This is a genomic window from Neisseria sp. 27098_8_158 (assembly GCF_041433145.1).
In the GTDB taxonomy this organism is placed as follows: domain Bacteria; phylum Pseudomonadota; class Gammaproteobacteria; order Burkholderiales; family Neisseriaceae; genus Neisseria; species Neisseria subflava_E.
Genome location: NZ_JAPWAZ010000001.1, coordinates 661,249 through 681,082, shown reverse-complemented (window position 1 = coordinate 681,082; position 19,834 = coordinate 661,249). Strand labels below are relative to the sequence as shown.

Below are 19,834 nucleotides of genomic sequence, written 5' to 3'. Positions count from 1 at the left end.
AGCAGCACCTTTTCCTATATTAGCTGCGAGTTCTACCAACACACCAAAATAACCAAAGCATTGAAAGCGGAGACTTATTTTTGCCGCCCTTACCATTCTTGGGAGAAAGGGCTGAATGAGAACACCAACGGACTCATCCGGCAATACTTCCCCAAACAAACCGATTTCCGCAACATCAGTAATCGGGAGATACGCAGGGTTCAAGATGAGTTGAACCACCGACCAAGAAAAACACTTGGCTACGAAACGCCAAGTGTTTTATTCTTGAATCTGTTCCAACCACTGATACACTAGTGTTGCACTTGAAATCCGAATCCAAGGCCGTCTGAAACAATCTAATGTTTCAGACGGCCTTTTTATGGAATCAGAAATTGCTAGAGCTAAGACTGAGACCTTTATTCGCAGCTCAAGTTTTTTGTTTTTTCGGCGAATGTATCCATGGCAATTTGGCACATGCGTTCACGTTGGCCTACGTCGGCGGCGGGCAGGATTTGGCGCAGGTATTTTGTGTTGTCGCGTTGGAACGATGCTTTATCGCCTGCTTTTTGGTAACACGCATCCGCTCGGGTAAAGTATTGCTGGCAGATTTTCGGCAATTCTTCAAAGGATAAAGGTTTGCTTTTGTGCATGCCGTGCGCGGAGACGGAGAGGGAGGAAAGGGCGCACAGCGCGATGATTAAGGTTTGGGAAATGGTTTTCATGATCAGCCTGTTTATTGAAGTGGTATTTAAATCAATTGTTCGCCCCAATGCAGCTTTTGGCGCAGGGTTTTAAAGTATTGGTAATCGGTGGGATGGAGGACGCGCAAGGGGTTGTGATAGCGGCGGATGATGATGCGGTCGAAGTTTTGCACGTCGATATGGGATTGTCCGTCAAAATGTGCGCGTGCGTCGCCGCTTTTGGTAATGAGGATTTCGATCACGCTGGTGTCGGAGATGGCAATCGGGCGGTTGGTCATGGATTGCGGGCAGATGGGCACGAGCGTGAAGGCGTGCAGACCGGCCTGCATGATGGGGCCGCCGGCGGCAAGCGCGTAGGCGGTCGAACCTGTCGGCGTGGAAATAATCAGGCCGTCCGAACGTTGGGTATAGACAAATTCTTGATTGATAAATACTTCAAATTCAATCATTTGGCCTGCGCCGCCACGAGACAGTACGGTGTCGTTGAGGGCGAGGGCGCGTTCGATGGTTTCGCCGTCACGAATGATGCTGGCTTCGATGAGGATGCGTTCTTCGGGCAGATATTTGCCTTCCAGTACGGGGCGGATGCCTTCAACCATGGTGTCGCGTGAGATTTGGGTAAGAAAGCCCAAGTGGCCTTGATTGATGCCGATGATGGGGACGGCGCGCGGGGCAACTTCGCGGGCGGCGGAGAGGAAGGTGCCGTCGCCGCCGAGCACAATGACGAGGTCGCAGTATTTGCCCAGCTGGGCTTTGTTTACGGTTTCGCAGTAGGCGGAATCTTGGATATAGACGCAGTGTTCTTCTACGCTCAATTCATCCAGATAGATGGTGAAGCCGTTTTCGCGCAGAAAAGAAACCAATGTGTGGACGGTATCTTGAATTTCGGGCGTATTGGGACGTGTAACGATACCGATGTTTTTAAATGGGCTTTTCATGATAGTAGGCCGTCTGAAATTAAGTGTCTAATCTATCCAGATATCGCGCTCGAGCCGGTCGAGGCGTTCGTTTAGGCGAGCAACGTCGTCACGCAGTTTGTCCACTTCTTCCAACCATGCGGCAAGCGTGGCTTGGTCGATAACAGGAGATTCGGGTTCGCGTGAGAAGTCGCTGATTTGTTCGGCAATGCTTTTGCCGATTTTTTTCATGGTGCGGCCGATATCGCCGGCGCGCGAGCTGATACTTTCTGCGGCCACATGACCGAATACACGCGCCAAATCGTCGCTTGGATAATAGCGCAGTCCACCCAAAATAGGAAGGACGGACATGCCCAATACCAAGTCGCCTTCGAGGCTGATGTCGCCCACTCCGGGCTGGCCGCCTTGGAGGATTTTTTGGATGGCGCTGTTGTGGAATGTGATGTTGGTGTCGGCGGTTTCGTTTGCGGTTTCAAGAAAACCTTGTTCGCTGATGCGTCCGGTCAGTCTGAAACCGGTCAGGCTGATGCAGATGATGCTGCCTGCAAATTCAGACAGCTCGCGCTGTTGCTCTGGATTTTGCTGTATCAGGTGGTTGATAAGGGGAAATAGGGCGGACATGGTTTACTCTAAATGCCGTCTGAAACGGATTAATGGGTTGAGTCGCAATTTTACAGGCTTAGCCCGTCTGCGCAAACGGTATTTACAATTTTGCCGTTGCTTTTGTCATCAACGATGAAATCAGGAGCCGGCAGGCCGAGTTTGGCCGCTTCGGCGGTATAAAATTCGGCCCGGCTTGGGTGGCGGGGTTCGACAATATTGCGGATACGCTTGCCGTCAGCTTGGCAGGCCGTCTGAAAAAGGACTTGGACGGCAAGATCCTTATGAAGAATATTGACGGGTTGATTGCCGCCTTGAATGCGTGTTTTTTGAACCAGCTTGGTAATGGGATGACGGTCGGCAGAATAAAGTCCGCCCAGTCGCAGTATGTCGATATGGGGGACGGTACTTTCAAGCAAGGCTTGCTCGACTGTGAGGATTTGACGGGCGGATTCGGTTTGCGGATCGGGCGGCGTGGTTTCATTGCATATGCGTGCTTGGTCGCCATACACGCTGGTGCTGCTGGTAAAGATGATGTGTTGTACCTTAGATTGCTCGGCAAGTTGAATCCATTTTTTCAGGGTATCGGCGTAATGGTTTAATGACGAAGGCGGAAGCAGGCAAAACCATGTCGGTTTGTTGATATGGTTTTGCCATAAGGTCGAACTGTGAAAAATATCGTTTTGGTTTAAATCGATAATGTCGAGTTCAATCGGCAGATTGATATCATCGGAAGTCAGATTGCGTTTGACGGCGGCTACCTGACTGCCTTGCTCATAACATTTTTGCGCCAGCGGCAGGCCGAGATAGCCTAAGCCGAGAATGGAAATATCGGGAAGGTGCATAAATAAAGCATCCGAAAATTAACAGGCCGCCTGAAAATAGCTTTAACTTGGTTAAAGCCACGTTTTCAGACGGCCTTTGTATGGAAAAATTAATGGTTGCTGCCGATTTTTTGGTCGAATTCGGCACGGTGTTCCGGCAGGAGGTAAGGGCGCAATAGGCTGAGTGTGCGGCTGATGCCTCGTACTTTGGAATCTTCGGTCAACTTGGCGCGGCCGCGCAGGGAGCTGTCGAAGTCGAACCAGTATTTTGTCACCATCCACATATTGACGGCGAGGTCGTTCATGGCGGTTTGGTCTGCGCTGATGATGTTCAGCCCGTTGAGCTGGGTCAGTAGGTTGACCAGCAGTGGGGAAACTTTGGCTTGGGTAAAGGTATTGTGTTCGCCCAATAATTCGGCACTGCGGGCAAGCAGGGTATTCACATCGCTGAAAAGGAAACGGTATTCCCACATCACATCATAAATACCGGCCATGTAGTTGATGGAGTCTTCCACATTAGACGGCAATACAGCTTCGTTAAGGTAGACAAGTAGGGCTTCGCTGTAACGTTTAAACAGTTGGACGATGATTTCGTCTTTGTTGCGGAAGTGGTAGTAGAGGTTGCCCGGGCTGATGCCCAAGTGGGCGGCAATGTGGTTGGTGCTGATATTGCGCTCGCCTTCTTCGTTGAACAAGGCGAGGCTGGCATTGATGATTCGTGTGTAAGTGTTGACTTTAGCAATGCGCGGCATGGGATACACTCCTTTGTTTTATAGGCTGTATGAAGTCGGCAGCCAGTTGGGTTCTGCGTGTAATTCTACCTGAAATTGAGTAAATACTGTATTACAAACATATTGTGCCAGCTGGTGGACATCTTGCGCGGATGCATTGTTTTTATTTACCAAAACCAAAGCCTGTCTGTCATGCACAGCCGCACCGCCGATCTGATGGCCTTTCAGACGGCATTGGTCAATCAGCCAGCCGGCCGCGAGTTTGACCGAACCGTCAGGCTGCGGATAGCGTGGCATATTGGGGTATTGCTGCAACAAATCGGCAGCTTTTTCAGCGCTGACAACAGGGTTTTTAAAGAAACTTCCGACATTGCCAAGCACGTTAGGATTAGGCAGTTTACTGTTGCGGATTGCACACACTGCATCGGAAACATCTTTAGCCGTTGCCTCGCGGTCTTGGCTTAGTTCGGCAACCGCTGCCGCCAAATCGCCATAGCCCAAGTTCGGCACAAAATGCTCTTTTAACGCGAATACAACCGAAACAATCACATAACGGCCTTTGCCTTCCTGTTTGAATAGGCTTTCACGATAGGCAAAGTCACAGTCGGCATTGGAAAGCTCGACAAAGGTGTCCGTATCCAAATCAAAGCAGCGTACGCTATGGATAACATCTTTCGCTTCAACACCATATGCACCGATGTTTTGTACCGGAGACGCGCCGACCGTGCCCGGAATCAGGCTGAGGTTTTCCAACCCGCTTAAACCCAGTCCAACCGTATGCAAAACAAAATCATGCCAAATTTCCCCGGCTTGAGCTTCGATATAAACCAGGCCGTCTGAACGCTCAATTTCGCGTATTCCCTTGTTTTCCATATGCACAACCAGACCGGCATAGTCCTCCATCAAAAGGATATTGCTGCCGCCGCCGAGCCATAAAACAGTATCTCGGTTGAACTCGGGTAGCCGGACGATGTCGCGCAACTCGTCGGCATGTTTGAGTGCAACAAATGCTTGGGCTTGGGCTTTCAGGCCGAAAGTGTTGTAAGGGATGAGGTCGGTTTGGTATTGGATGGGTTGCATGGGTTTAACTTTAAAAGAGGAATTCGTTGATTAAATAGCGTAATCATTGGAGAAAGGCTACTTATATTTTTCAGACGGCCTTATGTGATTTGACCATCTCTTTACTGCAAAGCTCCAGGCACCATACCAATGCGATGGCGGCAATCGTCAGTGAAACGGTCAGCGCGGTCCAGAAGCCGTAAATACCCATATCAACATGATAGGCGAGCAGGTAGCCGGGCAACAGGCCGCAACCCCAAAAAGCCACGGCATGGATGAACATCGGCATTTTGGTCACTTTATAGCCGCGCAGCGCATATGAAGCGATACATTGGGTAGCGTCTGCCAGTTGGAATAGGGAGGCGAAAAATAAAACGGTCGCGGCAATGCCTAATACTGCCGCATCGTTGGTATACATACCGGCCAACTGAAAGCGAAAGATGACCAAGAGCAGCGCGGTGCAGGCGGCAAGCATCCAGCCCAACACCAATGAAACGCCTGAAATATAACGCGCCCGCAAAAAATCGCGCCGCCCGAGCGAAAAGCCAACGCGTACCGTGCTTGCCGAGCCGACGCTTTGCGGAACCATATACAAAATGCCCGACAGGCTGATGACGACTTGTTGCGCGGCGACATAATCCTCGCCGAATGGCGCCACCAAAAAGACGATAAACGAAAATGCACTGGCTTCTAAAAAATAAGACAAGCCGATGGGGGCGCCGATTTTCCAAATCTGTTTGAAAGCCGTCAAATCGGGTTTGCCGATTTTTGCCGTCAAGCCAAACGGACGGAAGAATTTTTCTTTGGAGATATAAATCCACAAAGCCAATGCGCTGAACCAAAATACCGCCGCCGTTGCCACACCGCAACCTGCGCCGCCCAAAGCAGGCATACCGAATTTGCCGTAAACAAATACATAGTTCAGCGGCACATTCAACACAAATGCCGCAAAGCTGACCAACATAATCACGCGCGGACGGTTCAAGCTGGAGGCATAGGCGTGCAGGGCGCGGTGTATCATGGCGGCCGGCATTGCCAAGCTGGTGAAGAACATATATTGCGCCATCGTGTCTTCGACATAATCGTTCAATGTCAGCCAATGACGGAACGGCGTAATCATCGTCCACATCAACAGCATACCGAATACGCCCAAACACAAGCCAAACCAAATGCCCTGCATTCCTGTTTTGCCGACTTCTTCGGTTTTACCTGCACCGTACAGCTGGGCAATCATCGGGTTCAACGCCGCCATTACACCCATAAAAGTAATGTAAATCGTAGAAAACGCGCTGCTGCCCAAAGCCACCGCGGCCAAATCTTCCTTACCTGCGCCACCGGCCATCACCGTATCGACAAAACCAATACCCACTTGCGCCACTTGGGCCAACAGCATAGGCAGGGCGAGGGCGGTAAGCAGGCGGGTTTCTTTTAAGAAAACAGGAAAGGCAAAGCGGTTGAGGTTCAGTAGCATAAGTGTGTGTGGATTGAGGATAAAGGCCGTCTGAAACAGAAACGTAAAATTATAAAGGGTAATGCTGATAAGCAGGCAATATGTTGTTTAATCGATAAATTTTTCAGACGGCCTTAAATGTCGGATGTCTTTTTACTGCTTCCAACCAGCTGTCCGGCGTTTGAAACTGCATCAGGCCGTCTGAAAGCGACACCGCGGCTTGGGTAGTCGAAGCGCGGGTCAGTTTTTCATTGGTTTCAGCATCGTAAATGGTGTAATCGATACGCAGGCAGCTTTCGATTTCGACAATGTCCATATCAACGCGGATTTTTTGGCCGAAACGGGCAGGGCGGATGTATTTGAGGTTCATCTGCACAATCGGCCAGCTGTACCCTTGCCGTCCCATTTCGTTGTAGTCATAACCGATGGAAGACAGAAAAGCACAACGCGCGGTTTCAAGGTATTTGACATAGTTGCCGTGCCACACGATGTGCATGGCATCTACGTCAAAAAAAGGAACTTCGGTTTCAAAGCTGTGTTGGCAGTAGATGTGTTTTTTCATGGTTTAAAAGTGTAAGTGTGATTGGTTTCAGACGGCGTCTTCGCCCCAAAAATCATAAAAATTGAACCATTGTAGCGGATTTTGCGCACATTCTTGCGCCAAAATGTCGGCAAAACCCTGCATTGCGTCTTTGACGGCAGCCTCGCGGTTGCCGCGTTTCCAGCTGGAAGTATCGGTAAAGCGACGCAGTTTCAAATGATAGCGGCCGTTTTGTTTGACGCAAAACAGTGTATTTACCTGTGTTTTTAAAAGTGAAGCCAACAGCCATGCGCCTTGCGGCATAGGGGCGGTATGGCCTAAGAAATTAATGTCGGCGGTTTTCTCGCCGCGTACAGGCACGCGGTCGGCCGCGATGGCAATCCATTCGCCGTTTTCGATACGGCTGTTCAATTCCATCATCAGGGTGGTGTCCAAATCTGTTACTTGAATCAGACGGATATGATCTGCGCCGGCTTTTTGCAATGCCTCGTTAAATGCCTGTGCGTGTTTGCTGTGCACCAATACATTGAGTCTGAAATCTTTATGGTGCGACACCAGCGCACGGCAAACTTCGGTATTGCCCAAGTGCGAACAGGCAAAAATCTGGCCGCGTTCGTTGCGCTTGACTTGCGAATAGATGTCGTCCGGATCTTCAATCACCAAATCTTCATAACGGATTTTGCGTTGCCACACGGCAAAACGGTCGCAAACTGCTTCGCCAAATGCGATGAATTGTTTGAATACGCTGTGTTTCGGCAGGACGGTATGGGGAAAGGCCGTTTGAAGACGGGTTTGATAGCGTAAGACATGACGGCGCGGTTTGGGCGCGGTTGCATAAAAATACAGCACCACAAACCAAATGCACGGCCTCATGAAAAAAGCCGGCAGATAGCGCACCATCAATGTGGTCAGAGCGAGAAACAGGCGGCTGCCGCGTTCGGGCTGCGCCGCCCAATGGGTTTGTTTATTGTCGGTCATGGTTTCAGACGGCCTTTCCGAAAACTTTACCCAATCGGTGTTTCAACATACCGAAAAACAGCCGTGTGTGCATTTTGCTGATGCGGACATTGTCGGCAAAGGCGTCGAAGTGGGACACGCCGTCGGCGGCATATTGGACGGGCGTTTTAATCCAAACCGGTTTGACGTTGCGCCAGTACAGGCGGATAAGGATTTCCGTGTCGAAGTCCATGCGGTTGCCTACGGTTTCTTCGCGGACGACGGACAGCGCGGGTGCAAGCGGATAGAGGCGGAAGCCGCACATACCGTCTTTGATGTCGCATGACCAAGTGTGCAGCATATTCCAGAAATCGGTAATTTTGCGTCCGTAAAGCCGTGCTTTGGGCGCGTCATCGCCGTATTGCGGCCAGCCGCAAACAACGGCTTCGGGGTTTTGCTCTGCTGCGGCGAGGAGTTTGGGTGTGTCGCTCAAGCAGTGTTGGCCGTCTGCATCGACCTGCAAGACGTGGGTATAGCCATGTTCTTGAGCGTATTCTAAGCCGGTTTTGACCGCTGCGCCTTTGCCGCCGTTGATGGGGCGGTAAAGGACATCGATGCCGTCTGAAACCAAAGCCTGCAATACAGGTTTGCATTCTTCGCGTGAACCGTCGTCCACAATTAAAACGTTTAAACCAAAGCTACGCATGGTTTGGGCAACGTGGCTGATGGTGGTCGGATGGTTGTAATGTGGAATGAGGGCCAGGGTTTTCATAAATATTTTTTAGACGACGTTAACACAATGCAGAGTATAGCAAATAAACATGCCATGGCGTTTGAAAAGGCCGTCTGAAACGGCGAGGACAAAATCGTTTGATTTTGTTTTTCACTGTTTCAGACAGCCTTTTATATGCCATTAATTCAGCATTGTACATGACCGACATCGAGGCAAAAATCATGGAACTCGTTGAGCGTGCTGCGGTGGCCGATGCTGATGATGATGCTGTCGGGTAGTTTTTGCTTTAAGGCGCGGTAGAGCAGGGCTTCGGTCGGTTCGTCCAAGGCAGCGGTGGCTTCGTCAAGCAGGATAACTTTGGGCTGCGAGAGCAGGGCGCGGACGAAGGCGACGCGTTGCAGTTCGCCTGGGGAGAGTTTGTGCTGCCAGTCATCGGTTTTATCTAATTTATCGACCAGATAACCTAATCGACAAGTATTCATGGCTTCGGCTAACTCGGGATGCTGTTTGTCGATGTCGGGATAACAAATCGCATCGCGCAGGCTGCCTTGCGCTGTGTACGGGCGTTGCGGCAGGAAGAGGATGTCTTGATGCGGCGGATGGCTGACTTTACCGCTGCTGCCGAAAGGCCAAAGCCCTGCCAGCGTGCGCAGCAACGAAGTTTTGCCGCAACCGCTCGGGCCGCGTATCAGCAGGGAATTGCCGCTTTTGAGGTTAATATTGATACCGTCTAATAAAACTTCGCCGTTGTGACGGTATAGGGCAACGTTTTCTAAGATCAGGCCGTCTGAAACTTCGGTAAGGTCGGGTTGTCGTGCAGTGTGTTTTTCTTCCGTACTCAGCAAAAAGCCGTACAGACGTTCCAATCGGGCACGGTATGCGGTGAATTTGTTGTAGAACATCCGGAAGAAAGACAGCGCGTTTTGCAGTCGTGCGAAGGCCTGGACGGTCTGCTGGATGTCGCCGATTTTGATTTGTCCGGCAAACAGGCGCGGAGCTTGCAAAATAATGGGGAAGAGTTTGATGCCGTTAGTGAACATATCGTTAAAGCCGCTCAGGCAAACGCTTTGTCGCGCAATGCGCCAACGGTTGCGGATAATGGCTTTAAAACGGTCGGAAAGCTGGTCGTGTTCGTGTTTTTCGCCGCTGTAAAACGCCACGCTTTCGGCGTGGTCGCGCACGCGGATGAGGGAATAACGATAGTCGCCGTTGAGCTTTTCGTTTTCATAGTTGTAATGAATCAACGGGTTACCTATCCACATGGCGATAAAGGTCGCCAAAATCACAAACATATAGACAAACCAAACGATGCCGTGCGGAATGTCGAAGCCGAACACGGTCAGGATGCCTGCCAAGCCCCACAAAACAACGGCAAATTCCAGCGAGGTAACGACCGAATTGACCATGCCGCGCACAAATTCTATGGTCGAGGCGATGAAATCCTGCGCATCTTGTTGGATACGCTGGTCGATATTGTCCGGCGCATGACGGCGCATTTGCAGGAGGTAGTAGTTTTTGTCGGCAAGCCAGCGCGTTGTCAGCACTTCATTGAGCCGCTCCGACCATTTAATCGCCAAACCTTGATCGAGAAAGTCGTTGACGACGTTGTTAAACGCCCGTATCAACACCACGCCTGCATTCATTGCTGCAAACATCCAAAACGCGGAGGCGTTCAAATCCTGCATCGAGTCGTAAAGCCCTTTGGACATAAAGGTACTCAACACATTCAGCCGTACTTCGGTCAACAGCAGCGTAATCATCGCCGTAATCAGCAGCAAAACTTTGACGGTACTTTTCGGCGTCAGGCAAAGACGCAGGATATAGCTAAACTCGCGCCCGAAGCGTGTGTTGCGTGCAAAAAACAGAATGACCGCCGAGGCTGCGGCGACCATCAATAAGGTCTGCAATAGCCAAGACGGCGTGGAATAAAGCTCGATTTGCCATTTTTGCATGGAGTGTTCTCTGAAAGGATGTAAAGGCCGTCTGAAAGGACGGCAAATTTATTTGACTATGGTAACTGTAATAATAGTTTTCTGAACTGTTGTATTTTTTGTGTTTACAAACGGTTCTTATTTGTTTTTGTGGAAAGCGGAAATCTTATCAAATATAATCGCAAAACCAAATTACTTTGTAATTTTTTACTCGATATAAGAATTATTAATATTTCAAACCAGAAGGTATTTTATGAACAGCAAATTAGCCCTGATGCCGCTTGTGGTTGCAAGCGCATTCGCTTACGCCGCCGATGAAACGACACCCGAAACCCCCGTGCAACAGCAGTTGCAGGAAGTCAATGTCCGCGCTGACGCCAAACGCGTCAAAGCCGCCCGTTCTTATTCCATCGCCAGCGACGGCGACTTGCGCGACCGCGTGAACTTGGGCGTATTGGGCAAAGCCAACGCCTTTACCGCGCCGATTACCGTTGTCAACTACGACGAACAAGCCCTCAACAACACCGAAGCGCGTACTTTAGTGGATGCCGTAGCGAAAAAAGATGCTTCCGTATGGCAGTTCGGCGGCGAAAGCAACACGCTGACCGGCCTGTATTTCCGCGGTTATCAGCTTGATGCGCGCCAATTCAGCGTCAACGGTTTGGCAGGTATGTACGGCACGCAAGGCACGGCCAGCGTGCAAGTCGGTTCTGCGCAACTGATTAAAGGCGCCTCCACCGCCGTAAACGGCATGGACCCTGAAGGCGCGGTATCCGGTTCCGTCAATATCGAAACCAAAAAAGCCGCCGATGAAGGCAACCGCAAAATCGGTTTGGGCTGGTTCAGCAACAACCGTGCCCAAGGTACGTTCGATTTAGGTCAACGCTTCGGAGAAAACAAAGAATTCGGCGTGCGCGCCAACGGCAAACTGCGCCATGGCGACACTCCGCGTCACGGTTACAGCGAAGACAATAAAGAATTTGCATTGAATGCTGATTATCGCGGCGAAAAAGTGCGTGTGGCGTTCGATTCCATCTACGCCAAACGCAAAACCAACGGCGGCCGCGCGCGTATGCAGGACATTCAAAACGCCAACGGCCACTTGTTTGACGCACCTGAAGGCAAAGTGAATTTGGCGCCGAGCTGGCAGGCTCAAAACACGCGCGGTCAGACCAATATGCTGACTTTTGAATGGGATGCGTTTGAAAATGCCCAAATTACAGGCGGCATCGGCTACAACAATGCGCGCTATTATGGCAATTTCGCCTCTCCTACCGTTACAAGCAGCGGTTTAACCTACAATTCCGGTCGCGCGCGTTTGACCGACCAGCGTTTTAAAACGCTCAGTATGAATCTGACTGCACGCGGCGAATTTGAAACCGGTCCGGTAAGCCACAACTGGAGTACCGCATTTGACCGAATCGACCGCAAACGTACTACTTATCAAGGCGCACGCCAGACTCAAAACCGCGTTATTGATCCGAGCCTTGATATTCCGACTCAACTAGCGAAATTGGATTCCAACTTAGGCAGCGCGTGGAACCCAACCCCTTCATTGGATACCGTGATCAAAGTAAACAGTTTGGCGGTATCTGACACGCTTGGTTTTGCCGACAACAAATACCGCCTCACTTTAGGCGGGCGTTTCCAAGCCGTCGAGCAGAAAAACAAATTAAACGGCCGCAAAGCAGATGCGAACCGTTTCAGCCCGATGTTGATGGCGGCATGGGTTCCGCAGCCCGATTTGGTGGTTTACGGAAACTATATGGAAGATTTGGAGCCGTCCGACATCCGTACTGATGATGATGGTCATGTAACGATGGCAGATCCGCGCGTCAGCCGCCAATTTGAAGTCGGCGTACGCAAAAACTGGGGCGATTTCGTAACGACGCTGAACGCATTCCAAATCAAACGTCCGGGTTACTGGCGCGGTAACACGACTTCAGGAACTGATTTCGCAGCGCGCAAAAATGCAGGCTTGGTTTATAGCGGTTCGGAGCAAGGCATAGAACGCAGCCGCGGTATCGAGTTCAATACCTATGCCAACTTGTTGAATAAAACCCTGCGTCCGACTTTCGGTCTGATGTATCTGCAATCGACTGTAAAAGATTATCCGAATTTCGCCGACAATCTTGTTAACGGCGTACAAGTTGCCAACCCGCGCGTGATTGCCAAAGCAGGCGTTGAATGGGACACCCCGTTTGCTAAAGGCTTGACCCTGAACGGCAATGTTTCGTATTTCGGCAAGTCTTACCAAGACACGCAAAAACAATACGCCTTCCCATCCTATACCTTGGTTGACGTAGGCGCGCGCTACAAAACCAAGCTCGGCAAAAATACCCTGACCGTCAGCAGCTCGGTAGAAAACCTGTTCAACAAAAACTACTGGCAGGTACAGCGCGGCCAATATGACCGCAGCTTCGCCGTCGTCGGCATGCCGCGCACTTATTGGCTGAAAGCGGAGTTGGATTTCTAATCTGATTTCGGTTTGACCGTAATAGCAGGCCGTCTGAAAGGAAATGATAAAAAGCAAGAATTTGGTTTTTATCCCTTTTCAGACGGCCTAATTTGATTGCCTTATGTTTTTTGCTTGAAAAATCTTACATGTTTTTTATGGATTTCACGCGAAACAAGGTTAATATTCCATTTTCACAATACATTATTCGAGAAGACATATGAAAAAATCCATCAAACTGACCCTGTGCGCCCTCGCACTCTCACTTTCCGTGCAAGCGCAAGCGGTTACCCATGCCGTGATTGAAACCAATATGGGCAACATCCAACTGGAGCTGGATGAAGTCAAAGCGCCGAAAACTGTGGCAAACTTTGTCAATTACGCCAAAAAAGGTTTTTACGACAACACGATTTTCCACCGCGTTATCGACAATTTTATGATTCAAGGCGGCGGATTTACCGAGAATATGGTTCAAAAATCCACCGATAAAGCCATCAACAATGAAGCATACAACGGCTTGAAAAATAACGTCGGCACCATCGCCATGGCGCGTACCGGCGATCCGAATTCAGCAACCAGCCAGTTCTTTATCAATACGGCCGACAACGACTTTTTGAATTTCAAAAGCAAAACCCCTCAAGGCTACGGCTATGCCGTTTTCGGTAAAGTCACTTCCGGCATGGACGTGGTCCGTAAAATCAGCAAAGTGAAAACAGCGACACGCGGCTATCATCAAGACGTTCCAACCGAAGCCGTGATTATCCGTAAAGTCAGCATCAAATAATTTTGATTGTTTGAACCCAAACAACAGGCCGTCTGAAACATTCAGACGGCCTGAATTTATTTATTTGATAATAAGCGGCAATTTGGGCGATAATTCAGCATCTACAATTTAAGGAGTCGATTATGCAAACCCGCCTGCCTTTTTTCGGCGTTGTCCGCGTCAGCGGTGAAGACAGAGCTTCATTTCTTCATGGCCAATTATCCAACGATATTAATAATTTAGCTTCCGGTCAGGCATGTTATGCCACATACAATACGCCTAAAGGCCGTGTGTTGGCGAATATGTTGGTCATCAATCGCGGAGAAGATTTACTGTTGATCATGGCGCAAGATTTGACCGAAGCCATCGTCAAACGCCTGAGAATGTTTGTCTTGCGTGCAAAAGTCGTCTTCGAGCTGATGCCTGATTTAGCAGTCAGCGGCGAGTTGGCAGACAATGTAGAACCTCATCCTGCTGCCGAACCGCAACTGTCTTTCCCAGCTCAAATTCAAGAAAACACCGTAGAAATTGCCTTGCCGCACACAGGCCGTCTGAAAATTTCAGCAGCCGAAAACGCAGCCGAATATCAAGCAGGAGCCGAAAACGCGTGGAACCTGCACGAAATCCGCAGCGGCTATCCGTGGATTTGCGCCGCAACCAAAGAAGCGGCCGTTGCCCAAATGCTCAACCAACACGTCATCGGCGCAGTCCATTTCCGTAAAGGTTGCTACCCCGGCCAAGAAATCATCGCCCGCGCACAATACCGAGGCCAAGTCAAACGCGGACTGGCCGTATTAAGCGGCGATTCTTTAGAAGCCGCCGGTATTGCCGTCAAAGTCGGCGAGGAAGAAGCAGGCATTATTCTTAATACTGCACTCACAGAGCAAGGCAGCCTAAGCCTTGCCGTTATCAAGTTTTCCGCAGCAGAAGCAGCATTGACCGATGCAGACGGTAATGCTTTGAAACAGGAAGCACTGTTTTTTACGGTTGAGAAAGATTGATTGTTAGATGATTGAATAAAAAGCTTAAATATCAGCTTGAAATGAAAACAGAAAGGCCGTCTGAAATTCAGACGGCCTTTGATATTGAGTTTTGTTGGTACATGACCCAAGCTGCGTTTGCTGCTGACTGGATTACGGCATGGTTTGGAATCATTCGGTAGCAACAAAAACCGCGTGCGTGCGTACCGCACACACCCTACACCTTAATCTTAAGGTTTGCGTTGCCCGCAGGTAGGGTGTGGGGCGTAGCCACGCACGCGGTTGACAGGGGTGCGGGCTACGGCTTGCTTACCGTTGTTACAAGCTTTCGTAATAGCGGCGGATTTTCTCTGCCATCAGTTTGCGCCTTTGTTCCAGGAATTGTGCGTAAGATTCATGTGTCAATGTGCTGATGTTGTCCGGAATACAGTTGGCTGCAAGATTTGCCTGCAATGCCTCTCTGGATTTTATTGAGCTTAAAGACATTTTTTGTCCGTCAATATCGCTCAGGATTTTCTCCATGTAGGCAGAAGGCGCATCATCGCTTAATTTGATATTGGTTTGCTGCTCGGTAAAAACGTAATTTGCGACTTGGTTATAGTCACCTTTCTTATAGCCGTTAACAGACAAATAATTCTTGGGAAAGATATGGTGCTGATCGCCGCGCTGCTGCAAAAGGCTGTTCACGGTTACGCTATCAGATAAAAAGGCGTGATCGTTGTTTTTGCATTGTGCAGCGAGATAACAGAGATATGCCCCCGTTGTGCTGCTTGATGAATTCAAATCGTCTACAAGACGGTGCGTCCAAAAGCCTTCGTCCAATTCGCCCTGTTCAATCTGCCGCAGATAGTTTTCCAAACCGCGTTCTGCTATGAGTTTGCAGTCCCGTTCAATCACGGTTTCCGAAGAGCCGGAATAGCGGCCGGTGAGAACAGACATCACAAACCAGCGTTTGATTAAGTGTTGGATTTCGGCTTCGGGAAGTTTGTCGTTACGCAGTTTCAGATACAGCGCATAGGCAATATTCAGGCTGGTTTGTGAAGTAATCAGTTTTTTATTGATAAAACCGGCCGATTTAACCAGCATGCAAAAACGTTCGTAGCTGGTTTTGTCAAAACAGCTCTCCAAACCCCTGCGTAAATCGGCATAGCTTTGTTCGGCAATGTTTTCAACATTGGTGCGGTTTTCAAAATCGCGTCCGGACAATAAGGCAACCAGAGTACTGAATTTGCCGCGGCCAAAAGCATAGGTATAGGCTACGCGCAAGGCGTCTACATAATCGGGAACATATAAATCATCGGCGTAATTGGCAATCCATTTAATCTTGTTGAAGTCGTCTGATTGAGCGTATTCCGTATTATTTGTGCGCAGGGTGTCTGCAAAACTGCGGTCGCGCAGCATATGGCAGAAATAATCGATCATTTTCCGCAGGTCTTCACCGCCGTGCCGTTGGTCTGAAGCAATTTTGGACATGACAAAATCGGCATTGCTCAAGGACACGCCTTTTTGGTTGATACGGATAAAAATCTCGGTAACGGTATCAATGTCCAAATCGGGATTTAACTCAATAATGCCGATTTGGCTGTTTTTGATGGCTTTCAACGCATCAATCCGCTTTTCAACCTGCTCTTCATCTGCTTGCGGATTGGCGGCCAGATAGTCTTTTCTGATTTTGAAGGAGCTGGCGCTTTCACTCAAAATTTCTGAAATATCGTTAATCCAAATCGAATTCCGTTCAATGGCCGAATTGCATACTTCAAAAAATGACTCCCCTTCCTTTGCCAGCGGGTTATAGGCAATTTTGATTCGTTCTTTCTTATACTCTTTGTTCAAAACCTGCTGCCCGACTACGGCGGCAGTGAGTGCAGTAATCCGTTGTTGTCCATCAATCAGCACTTTTTTGCCTGCTGAAAGTGTACCGTCTTTCAAGCGTATATCGGGATTACGCCATGTAATGATGTAGCCGACGGGGTAGCCTTTATAGAGCGAATCAATCAGATCGCGCACTTTGCTGGCTGTCCATACGAAAGGCCGTTGAATTTCGGGAATGGCAATTTCTCCGGATTTAATCCAGCCCAACAGGTTTCCTACAGGTTGTTGAAGAACGGAATATTTGGATTCGGACATTTGGTTTTCTCCATAAGTTTAGGTAATAAGTAGCTTGGGTCATGACCCAAGCTACGGCAAACGAGGCTTTTCAGACTGCCTCTTTGCACAAAAGGCAGCCTGAATCCCTTTCAGGCTGCCTTTCTTACATCAAGCCAGCTTCGCACCAACCCAATCTTTCACGCTATTCAGCACTTCGGGCAGTTTCGCGACATCCGTGCCGCCGGCTTGCGCCAAGTCAGGACGGCCGCCGCCTTTGCCGCCGACTTGTTCGGCTGCAAATTTAACCAGATCGCCTGCTTTGACTTTAGCAGTCAACGGTTTGGATACGCCGGCGCATAGGGAGACTTTGCCGTCGTTGACTGCGGCGAGCAATACGATGGCTTGTTCTGATTTGCCGGTCAAGTCGGTCACGATTTCGCGCAGGGCGGCGGCATCGGCTTCGATTTGTGCGGCAACGAGTTTGGCTGAACCCAAGTCTTTTGCATCGTCCAAGAGTTTGGCGCCTGCATGGACGGCGAGTTCGGCTTTGGCGCGTGCCAATTCTTTTTCCAATGCTTTGGCGTGTGTTGCGCCTGCTTGGATTTTCGCCAGTACGTCTTTTTCGGTTTGGGCTTTGGTTTCGGCAATAATGTCTTTCACCAAACGCTCTTGTTCTTGCGCCCATTTGAGTGCGTTCAGGCCGGTGATGGCTTCGATACGGCGTACGCCTGCGGCAATACCGCCTTCGCTGATAATTTTGAAGAGGCCGATGTCGCCGGTGCGTGAAACGTGTGTACCGCCGCACAATTCGGTAGAGAAACCGCCCATTTGCAGTACGCGTACTTCGTCGCCGTATTTTTCGCCGAAGAGCATCATCGCGCCGGTTTTTTGGGCATCTTCCATGCTCATAATGGCTGCGTTGACGGCAACGTTGGCCAAAATGGCTTCGTTGACTCGGCGTTCTACTTCGGCGATTTCTTCGGCAGTGACCGCTTGAGGATGGGAAATGTCGAAACGGGTGGATTCGGCGGTAACCAAAGAGCCTTTTTGTTCAACGTGTTCGCCCAATACGTCGCGCAGGGCTTTGTGCATCAAGTGGGTCGCGCTGTGGTTGCGCATATTGGCATTGCGGATTTCGTCATCCACTTTGGCGGTAACGCTGTCGCCGACTTTCAGACGGCCTGAAGTCTGTACGCCGAATTGGCCGAATACGGCCGCTTTGATTTTTTGGGTATCGCGTACTTCAAAGCGGTTTTCGCCTGCGAAGATATAGCCGACGTCGCCGACTTGGCCGCCGGATTCTGCATAGAACGGGGTAAAGTCGATAACGACGGCACCTTCGTCGCCTTCGTTCAATTCGTTGACTTGCTCGCCGTTTTTGTAGAGGGCGAGGACTTTGGATTCGGTTTGGCGTTCGCTATAACCTTTAAACTCGGTGTCCTGACCTTCGTAAGGCAGTTGAGCGTTGGCTTTGAAGCTTTGTGCGGCGCGTGCGCGTGTGCGTTGGGCTTCCATCTCACGCTCGAAGCCTGCTTCGTCCAGTTCGATGCCCAGTTCGCGCGCCATGTCGGCGGTTAGGTCGTAGGGGAAACCGTAGGTGTCGTAGAGTTTGAAGATGTGTTCGCCGCCGATAACGAGTTTGCTGTTGGCGATGTTGTCCATCAAGTAGGTATTCAAGGCTTCGGCAAACGGTTTTTTCGCGTCGGGAATATGGGCGGTTTCCAAAGCAGCCTGCAAATCGATATACATGCCTTCGTTCAGGCTGCCTGAAACTCGAGGACGGATAACGATTTGCTTTTTGCTCGGAGCAACACGGGAAGCGGCGGTAAATTCCACACCATCTGCGGTTTTCAATGTCAGAGGTTTGCCTACACCGTCTTGCGGCAACAAGCTTTCCAGTTTCAGGAATTTCATGCCGTTGAGCACTTGGTTGAACAAGCCCATGCCTTTTTCCAGCGTTTCGCCGAAGCGGCTTTCTTCCGCGCGCAAGGCTTCCATAATCTGTGTCTGTTTCTCTTTCAACTCAGGATACGCGGCGCCCATTTCTTTCACCAAATCGGGCACGAGTTTGTAGAAAAACGCCTGTTTCTGGCCTAGTTTGTAACCGTGGCGCACGGCGCGGCGGATGATGCGGCGCAATACGTAGCCGCGGCCTTCGTTGGAAGGCAAGACACCGTCTGCAATCAGGAAGGAGCAGGATCGGATGTGGTCGGCGATGACTTTCAGGCTGGGTTCTTCCATGCTGAAAGCTGCGCCGGTTTCGCGGGCAACGGCTTTGAGCAGGTCTTGGAACAAGTCGATTTCGTAGTTGCTGTGAACATGCTGCATGACGGCGGCCATGCGCTCCAAGCCCATGCCGGTATCGACGGAAGGCTTAGGCAGTGGATTCATATTGCCTTGTTCGTCGCGGTTGAACTGCATAAATACGCAGTTCCAAATTTCAATCCAGCGGTCGCCGTCTTCTTCAGGGCTGCCCGGAATGCCGCCCCAGATTTCTTCGCCGTGGTCGTAGAAAATTTCGGAGCAAGGGCCGCAAGGGCCGGTGTCGCCCATTTGCCAGAAGTTGTCGGATGCGTATTTCGCACCTTTGTTGTCGCCGATGCGGACGATGCGTTCGGCAGGCATACCGATTTCGTTCAACCAGATGTTGTAGGCTTCGTCGTCTTCTGCGTAAACGGTCGCCAAGAGTTTGTCTTTAGGGATGTTCAACCATTCGGGGGAAGTCAGGAATTCCCAAGCGAAGTGGATGGCGTCGCGTTTGAAGTAGTCGCCGAAGGAGAAGTTACCCATCATTTCAAAGAAGGTGTGGTGACGGGCAGTGTAGCCGACGTTTTCCAAGTCGTTGTGTTTGCCGCCTGCGCGTACGCATTTTTGCGCGGTAGTGGCGCGGTTGTAGGGGCGTTTGTCGAAGCCGAGGAATACGTCTTTAAATTGGTTCATGCCTGCGTTGGTAAACAGCAGGGTCGGGTCGTCGTGTGGCACGAGCGAGGAGGAGCGGACGATGGTGTGGCCTTTAGATTCGAAAAATTTCAGGAATTTTTGGCGTAGTTCGGTGGTTTTCATAATGTCTCGATAAAATTTTGTACAAAGATTTCAGACGGCCCGGACGGCGCGTTGAGATTAAAAACGAATGGGCGTTATCTTAC

Annotated in this window: 16 protein-coding genes and 1 pseudogene; 4 read left to right on the top strand and 13 right to left on the bottom strand. The window is 50.2% G+C overall.

The annotated features are described in order from the left end of the window. Positions 1 to 27: 27 nt before the first annotated feature. Positions 28 to 294, top strand: a pseudogene (locus tag O3681_RS03305) (IS30 family transposase); the annotation flags it as partial. Positions 295 to 395: 101 nt separating this feature from the next. Here the strand turns inward: O3681_RS03305 and O3681_RS03300 are convergent. The 11 genes from O3681_RS03300 to O3681_RS03250 form a co-directional block, all read right to left on the bottom strand. Continuing rightward, complete coding sequence (locus O3681_RS03300; protein ID WP_049332487.1) at positions 396 to 701, bottom strand: hypothetical protein; 306 nt, start codon at positions 699 to 701, stop codon at positions 396 to 398. A 26-nt stretch (positions 702 to 727) separates the two neighbouring features. Further along, on the bottom strand, positions 728 to 1,618 hold the full coding sequence (locus tag O3681_RS03295) for an NAD(+) kinase (RefSeq protein WP_036491160.1): 891 nt from the start codon (positions 1,616 to 1,618) through the stop codon (positions 728 to 730). A 27-nt stretch (positions 1,619 to 1,645) separates the two neighbouring features. After that, positions 1,646 to 2,218 carry an SCP2 domain-containing protein gene (locus O3681_RS03290; RefSeq protein ID WP_003685523.1) on the bottom strand — a complete coding sequence of 191 codons (573 nt, stop codon included), beginning with the start codon at positions 2,216 to 2,218 and terminating at the stop codon, positions 1,646 to 1,648. A gap of 50 nt (positions 2,219 to 2,268) precedes the next feature. Then, the gene (locus O3681_RS03285; RefSeq protein ID WP_107723394.1) at positions 2,269 to 3,042 is read right to left on the bottom strand and encodes an NAD(P)-dependent oxidoreductase; all 774 of its coding nucleotides are present in this window, start codon (positions 3,040 to 3,042) and stop codon (positions 2,269 to 2,271) included. 89 nt (positions 3,043 to 3,131) lie between these two features. Beyond that, entirely contained in the window at positions 3,132 to 3,773 is a 642-nt protein-coding gene (locus O3681_RS03280) for a TetR/AcrR family transcriptional regulator (protein WP_004519965.1), read from the bottom strand. An 18-nt stretch (positions 3,774 to 3,791) separates the two neighbouring features. Then, positions 3,792 to 4,832 carry a UDP-N-acetylmuramate dehydrogenase gene (gene murB / locus O3681_RS03275; protein ID WP_371459266.1) on the bottom strand — a complete coding sequence of 347 codons (1,041 nt, stop codon included), beginning with the start codon at positions 4,830 to 4,832 and terminating at the stop codon, positions 3,792 to 3,794. A 70-nt stretch (positions 4,833 to 4,902) separates the two neighbouring features. Continuing rightward, on the bottom strand, positions 4,903 to 6,282 hold the full coding sequence (locus O3681_RS03270) for an MATE family efflux transporter (protein WP_371459265.1): 1,380 nt from the start codon (positions 6,280 to 6,282) through the stop codon (positions 4,903 to 4,905). 103 nt (positions 6,283 to 6,385) lie between these two features. Further along, positions 6,386 to 6,823 carry a thioesterase family protein gene (locus O3681_RS03265; RefSeq protein WP_004519960.1) on the bottom strand — a complete coding sequence of 146 codons (438 nt, stop codon included), beginning with the start codon at positions 6,821 to 6,823 and terminating at the stop codon, positions 6,386 to 6,388. A gap of 27 nt (positions 6,824 to 6,850) precedes the next feature. Next, positions 6,851 to 7,780, bottom strand: a complete 930-nt coding sequence (locus tag O3681_RS03260) for a glycosyl transferase family 2 (RefSeq protein ID WP_371459264.1) — start codon at positions 7,778 to 7,780, stop codon at positions 6,851 to 6,853. A 4-nt stretch (positions 7,781 to 7,784) separates the two neighbouring features. Beyond that, complete coding sequence (locus O3681_RS03255) at positions 7,785 to 8,510, bottom strand: glycosyltransferase family 2 protein (RefSeq protein WP_371459263.1); 726 nt, start codon at positions 8,508 to 8,510, stop codon at positions 7,785 to 7,787. Between the two features lie 146 nt (positions 8,511 to 8,656). After that, complete coding sequence (locus O3681_RS03250) at positions 8,657 to 10,423, bottom strand: ABC transporter ATP-binding protein/permease (protein WP_371459262.1); 1,767 nt, start codon at positions 10,421 to 10,423, stop codon at positions 8,657 to 8,659. A 232-nt stretch (positions 10,424 to 10,655) separates the two neighbouring features. Between O3681_RS03250 and O3681_RS03245 the strand changes: the two genes are divergently transcribed. The 3 genes from O3681_RS03245 to O3681_RS03235 all read left to right on the top strand — a co-directional run bounded on the left by O3681_RS03245 (position 10,656) and on the right by O3681_RS03235 (position 14,621). Further along, positions 10,656 to 12,878 carry a TonB-dependent receptor gene (locus tag O3681_RS03245; protein WP_371459261.1) on the top strand — a complete coding sequence of 741 codons (2,223 nt, stop codon included), beginning with the start codon at positions 10,656 to 10,658 and terminating at the stop codon, positions 12,876 to 12,878. 199 nt (positions 12,879 to 13,077) lie between these two features. Then, positions 13,078 to 13,641 (top strand): peptidylprolyl isomerase, encoded by a 564-nt coding sequence (locus O3681_RS03240; RefSeq protein ID WP_188211575.1) that lies wholly within the window; start codon positions 13,078 to 13,080, stop codon positions 13,639 to 13,641. 122 nt (positions 13,642 to 13,763) lie between these two features. Next, positions 13,764 to 14,621, top strand: a complete 858-nt coding sequence (locus tag O3681_RS03235) for a folate-binding protein YgfZ (protein ID WP_371459260.1) — start codon at positions 13,764 to 13,766, stop codon at positions 14,619 to 14,621. A 297-nt stretch (positions 14,622 to 14,918) separates the two neighbouring features. Here the strand turns inward: O3681_RS03235 and O3681_RS03230 are convergent, their stop codons facing one another. Continuing rightward, a complete protein-coding gene (locus O3681_RS03230; protein ID WP_049359650.1) occupies positions 14,919 to 16,727 on the bottom strand; it encodes a DUF262 domain-containing protein in 1,809 nt (602 codons plus the stop codon). Between the two features lie 129 nt (positions 16,728 to 16,856). Then, positions 16,857 to 19,751, bottom strand: a complete 2,895-nt coding sequence (gene alaS / locus O3681_RS03225) for an alanine--tRNA ligase (protein WP_107768994.1) — start codon at positions 19,749 to 19,751, stop codon at positions 16,857 to 16,859. Positions 19,752 to 19,834: the final 83 nt, after the last annotated feature.